Source organism: Pseudomonas sp. VI4.1, assembly GCF_002029345.1.
Lineage (GTDB): Bacteria > Pseudomonadota > Gammaproteobacteria > Pseudomonadales > Pseudomonadaceae > Aquipseudomonas.
Genome location: NZ_MULM01000037.1, coordinates 1 through 6032, shown reverse-complemented (window position 1 = coordinate 6032; position 6032 = coordinate 1). Strand labels below are relative to the sequence as shown.

General features: G+C 63.2%; 2 protein-coding genes and 3 pseudogenes. All 5 read right to left on the bottom strand.

The genetic code is table 11. The annotated features are described in order from the left end of the window. On the bottom strand, positions 1-361 hold a 361-nt coding region (locus BZ163_RS00595; RefSeq protein WP_168187292.1), incomplete at its 3' end, for a LysE family translocator. A gap of 51 nt (positions 362-412) precedes the next feature. Next, positions 413-1253: pseudogene (locus tag BZ163_RS00590) on the bottom strand (AraC family transcriptional regulator). 76 nt (positions 1254-1329) lie between these two features. Beyond that, positions 1330-1971 (bottom strand): DUF1345 domain-containing protein, encoded by a 642-nt coding sequence (locus BZ163_RS00585; RefSeq protein WP_128869386.1) that lies wholly within the window; start codon positions 1969-1971, stop codon positions 1330-1332. A 148-nt stretch (positions 1972-2119) separates the two neighbouring features. Further along, positions 2120-5218: pseudogene (locus tag BZ163_RS00580) on the bottom strand (multidrug efflux RND transporter permease subunit). 15 nt (positions 5219-5233) lie between these two features. Further along, positions 5234-6032 (bottom strand): annotated as a pseudogene (locus BZ163_RS00575) (efflux RND transporter periplasmic adaptor subunit); the annotation flags it as partial.

Here is a 6032-nt window from a genome sequence, read left to right as displayed (position 1 = left end):
TGATCAATTGCAGGCTGGCGGCCCCCACCCATCCGAGGCGAGCGTCGCTGTCATTGGGTTTGAGGCCTGCAGCGGGTGCGCTGAATATCTGCCACGCCAGGTAACTCAACCAGGTCACGCCTACCCACTGCATGGTGGATTGCACCATGGGCAGCGCGGTCAACGACGAACCGGCCCCGGTGCCGACCAGCAGCACAATGGTCGCGGCGCTGGCACAGGCGCCGAAGATGATCGGGACCGCAGCCGCCAAGCCATATCGGGCACTGTTGCTCAACACCAGGATATTGGTCGGGCCGGGGGTGATCGAGGCCACGAACGCAAATAACAGGAAGGGCAAGAACGTCGGGAAAGAAGACAACATGGCAGGCAACTCCGTTGAAAATCGTTGAATACGATCTTCACAATTGCCGGGTTACCTGTCTGGAAGATTTGAGCAGCGCTTGCGATACAGTGCGGGCGTCAGGCCGTAGGCGCGCACGAACCAACGGCCCAGATGGCTCTGATCGGCAAACCCCAGGCTCCATGGCCACCGTCGCCGGTTGCTCACCGCGGGCCAGCATTCGACGAGCTGTCGCCAGGCGCAGTTGCACCAGATAGGCGTGGGGTGCGATACCAAAAGCCGCCTTGAACGCGCGGGTCAGGCGGAAGCGATCGACGCCCGTTGCGCTGGCCAGTTGATCGAGGCCGATGTCGTATCGAGCGTTGGCGTGCAGATACTCCCGCGCCTGCTTCGCCACCAGCGGCAGACGTGGATCCTCGCCATAACGCGCCCGCCAGTGCAGATGGCCGGTAAGGCGCTCGAGCAAGCCGTCGAGTGCGGTCTGGCGCACGATCTTCAGCTCGCCCTGATGCAGGGCCTGAAATGCCAGGCTTGTGGCGTGGGCCAGCCGCACGTCAGTGGCCAGGGTATGGGCGAAACTCAAATGACTGTTTTGCGCAGCGTTGTCGAACACCGCACTGAGTTCACGCTGCAACCACTGCGGATCGAGGTACAGCATGCGATAGGTGAAGCCATCCTCGGTCGGTGCTTCGCCGTCATGGATATCACCGGGCTCGAGCAGGAACACCTTGCCCGGCGTGCTTTGATGTTTCGCCCGCCGACAGTGGAACTGCTGAACCCCTTGCTCGGTAACCCCCACCAGATAGCTGTCATGCCAATGCGGGTCGTAGGCGTGGCCCCTGAAATGCGCGCGCAGCGTCTCGATGCCGGTGTCGGCATCCTGGGCCAGGTCGATCCAGTTGTGAGTGGTCATGCTGCACCTGCGAAACGGGTTGCCGAGCTATTGAACGCCGGTGTCGAGGGTGGCGACTAGAACGTTTGTGCACGGATCAGTTGAACAGGCCTGCCGCGATGTTGATCGAGAAGCCGAGAATGGCCGTATTGAACACAAAGCCGATCAGCGACTGTGCCAGCACGATCTTGCGCAACTCCCGGGTCGCCACCCCGACATCCGAGGTCTGCACCGCCACGCCGATGGTGAACGAGAAGTACAGGAAGTCCCAGTAATCGGGGTTCGTCAAACCTTCGGCAAAACGCAGTGCCGGGTCCTTGCCGTTCCAGGTGTAGAACAGTCGTGCGTAGTGCACGCTGAAGATTACCCCGATCAGCAGCCAGGAGCCAATCACGGTCAGGGCAGTGAAGCCGTAGTGCAGCAGCTTGCGGGTGGTTTCCAGGTCCCGGCTGCCGGCCAGCTCGAAAGCGATGGTCGCCAGGCTGGCGATCGCGGCGATGCGCACGACGAACAGCACCAGCCCGGCGTTTTCATCCTCGATCTCGGCGATGCGTTTCACGTCCGGCGCCTTGGCGCGCACGGTGAGCCAGAACATCAGTACCAGGTAAGTCCAGACACCGGCATTCCAGCCGAAGAGGATTTTGCTGATGATCGAATCGGCCGGAGCCAGGATGCCCACGGCAATGCCGAGCGTGGCGGCGGCGGACAGGCGCGGGTGGGTGCGGGCGAGGAGGGGCATGTGTACTCGAAGGGCCAGGGTGTGCAAACACCATAGCACCCTGTAGGAACTGGCTTGCCAGCGAAGGCAGCGTCACAGGCAACAATGATGTTGAATGTGACGGCCCCTTCGCTGGCAAGCCAGCGCCTACAGGGGGATGTGTTGTTGGCTAGATATCGTCAGGGCGCTTGCGCACCAGCTTCATCACCACCACGAAGAACACCGGCACGAACAGCACCGCCAGGGTCGCGGTGATCATCCCGCCGATCACCCCGGTGCCGATGGCTTGCTGGCTCGCCGAACTGGCGCCCGTGGCAATCGCCAGCGGTACCACGCCGAGGATGAACGCCAGTGAGGTCATGACAATCGGCCGCAATCGCAGGCGTGCGGCTTGCAGGGTGGCGTCGATCAGGTCGTGACCTTCGTCGACCAGGCTCTTGGCGAATTCGATGATCAGGATCGCATTCTTCGCCGACAGGCCGATGATGGTGATCAGCCCGACCTTGAAGAACACGTCGTTGGGCATCCCGCGCAGGGTCACGGCCAACACCGCGCCGAGTACGCCGAGCGGCACCACCAGCAACACCGAAGTCGGGATCGACCAGCTTTCATACAACGCCGGCCAGGCACAGGAACACGATCAGCAACGACAACCCGAGCAGGATCGGCGCCTGGCTGCCCGACAGGCGTTCCTGCAGCGACAAGCCGGTCCATTCCTGGCCCAGTCCCGCCGGACCAAGCGCCACCAGCCGCTCGATTTCCACCATGGCTTCACCGGTGCTGTAACCCGGTTTCGGTTCGCCGGAAATACTGATCGCCGGGTAACCGTTGTAACGGGTCAGCTGCGCCGGGCCCTGGGTCCATTTGGCCTGGACGAAGGCCGACAGCGGCACCATGTTTCCAGCGCTGTTGCGCACATGCATGTGCAACAGATCGGCGACCTGGCTGCGCTGATCGCCTTCGGCCTGCACCACCACCCGCTGCATCCGCCCCTGGTTGGGGAAGTCGTTGATGTAGGCCGAACCGACCGCGGTGGACAGCACGCTGCCGATGTCGGCAAAGGACACCCCCAGCGCGTTGGCCTGTTTGCGGTCGACTTCCAGCTGCACCTGCGGCGCTTCAGCCAGGGCGCTTTCGCGGACGTTCATCAGGATCGGGCTTTTTTCGGCGGCCTCGAGCAGTTCAGTGCGCGCCTGCATCAGCGTGGCATGGCCGAGGCCACCACGATCCTGCAGGCGGAACTCGAAACCGCTGGAGGTGCCGAGGCCGTCCACGGGCGGCGGCAGGATGGCGAAGGCCACCGCGTCCTTGATCTGGCTCAATGCGATATTGGCGCTGTCGGCAATTGAACTGGCGGAGTCCTCGCTGCCGCGATCGGACCAGTCCTTGAGCGTGGTGAATGCCAATGCCGCGTTCTGGCCGCTGCCGGAAAAGCTGAAACCGAGAATCACTGTGCTGTCGCCCACCCCGGGTTCAGTGGCGTTGTGCGCTTCGATCTGTTCGACCACCTGCACTGTGCGGTGCTTGCTCGCACCCGGCGGCAGTTGCACGTCGGTGATGGTATAGCCCTGGTCTTCCACCGGCAGGAACGAGGAGGGCAGGCGACTGAAGCAAATCCCCAGGCCGATCAACAGCACGCCGTAGATCAACAGGTAGCGACCGGTGCGCTTCAACGCGTAGGCGACCCAGCCCTGATAACTTACGGTCAGTTGCTCGAAGCGCCGGTTGAACCAGCCAAAGAACCCGCGTTTCTCATGATGCTCGCCTTTGGCGATCGGCTTGAGCAACGTCGCGCAGAGTGCCGGGGTCAAGGTCAGGGCGAGCAACGCCGAGAACAGGATCGAGGTCGCCATCGACAAGGAGAACTGTCGGTAGATCACCCCGACCGAGCCCTGCATGAATGCCATGGGAATGAACACCGCCACCAGCACCAGGGTGATGCCGATGATCGCACCGGTGATCTGCTGCATCGCCTTGCGCGTCGCCTCCTTGGGCGACAGGCCTTCGCTGACCATGATCCGTTCGACGTTTTCCACCACCACAATCGCGTCGTCGACCAGGATGCCGATGGCCAGGACCATGCCGAACATGGTCAGCACGTTGATTGAAAAGCCCAGGGCCAACATGGTCGCGAAGGTGCCCATCAGCGCCACCGGCACCACCAGGGTCGGAATCAGCGTGTAGCGGATGTTTTGCAGGAACAGAAACATCACCGCGAACACCAGCACCATCGCCTCGACGAGGGTGTAGACCACCTTGGTGATCGAGACCTTGACGAAAGGCGAGGTGTCGTACGGGATCTTGTATTCGACATTGGCGGGGAAGTAGCGCGCCAGTTCGTCCATCTTCGCCCGCACCAGGGTCGCGGTGCTCAGGGCATTGGCGCCGGGGGACAATTGCACGCCGACCGCGGTCGATGGCTTGCCGTTCAGGCGGGTGCCGAACTGGTATTCCTGACTGCCGATCTCGACCCGCGCCACATCGCCGATGCGCACAGTGGAGCCGTCGGGGTTGGCCTTGAGCACGATGTCGGCGAATTCTTCCGGGGTCGACAACTGACCCTTGACCAGAATGGTCGCGGTGATTTCCTGGGTGCCGCGGGTCGGCAGGTCGCCGATGCTGCCAGCTGAAATCTGGGCGTTCTGCGCGACGATGGCGGCGTGACGTCGGCCGGGGTCAGGTTGAATCCGATGAGCTTGCGCGGGTCGATCCAGATGCGCATCGCCCGTTCCGCGCCGTACAGCTGGGCCTTGCCAACCCCGTCCAGGCGCTTGATCTCGTTCATCACATTGCGCGCCAGGTAATCGCTGAGCGCCACGTCGTCGAGCTTGCCGTCGCTGGAGGTCAGGGTGATCAGCAGCAGGAAACCGGCGGAGACTTTCTCCACTTGCAAACCCTGCTGGTTGACCGCTTGCGGCAGGCGCGACTCGATGACTTTCAGGCGGTTCTGCACATCGACCTGGGCCATTTCCGGGTTGGTGCCCGGCTGGAAGGTGGCCTTGATCGTCGCACTGCCGAGGCTGCTTTGCGATTCGAAATACAGCAGATGATCGGCGCCGTTGAGCTCTTCCTCGATCAGGCTGACCACGCTTTCGTCCACGGTCTGCGCCGAAGCGCCGGGGTACACGGCGTAGATCACGATCAGCGGCGGGGCGACGTCGGGGTACTGCGCCACCGGCAGCTGCGGAATGGCCAGGGCCCCGGCCAGCAGGATAAACAGGGCGACCACCCAGGCGAACACCGGGCGATCGATAAAGAACTGCGGCATAAAAAAGCGTCCTGCTTACTGACCAGAAGCCTGGGCAAGGGGAAGAGGGGTGTCGTCGATCTGCACTTTCTCGCCGGGCTTGGCGTGTTGCAGGCCTTCAACGACGATGCGGTCGCCGGCCTTGAGGCCGCCGGTGACGATCCAGCGATCATTCTGCACGGGGCCCAGTTCCACCGGCTGTTGGCCGACCCGTTGTTCGGCGTCGAGCAACAGCACCTGGGCGATGCCGGCGCTGTCGCGCTGAATGGCCCGTTGCGGCACGCTGATACCCTGCTCATTGACCGCTTGTTCCAGGCGCACGCGCACGAAACTGCCGGGCAACAGGTCGAGGTCCGGGTTGGGGAACTCGATGCGCAGGATGATCTGGCCGGTGCCCGGGTCGACCGTGATGTCGGTGAACAGCAACTTGCCCGGCAACGGATAGAGGCTGCCGTCGTCCTGGATCAACGTGGCCTTGGCCTGGTCCTGGCCGACCTGCTGCAACTGCCCGGAGCGAAAGGCGCGGCGCAGGTCGTTGAGTTCGCGGGTCGACTGGGTGAGGTCGGCGTGAATCGGGTTGAGCTGTTGGATCAAGGCCAGTGGCGTGGTTTCGTTCTGCCCGACCAGGGCGCCTTCGGTCACCAGCGCGCGGCCGATGCGCCCGGAAATCGGCGCGGTGACGGTGGCGTAGCCCAGGTTCAGTTTCGCCCGCTGCACCGCGGCCTGGTTGGCGGCGACGTCGGCCGCGGTCTGGCGTACGGCCGCCCGGGCGTTGTCGTAGTCCTGGCCGCTGATCGCATTGCCTCGATCAACTGGGCGTAACGGTGCTCCTGCA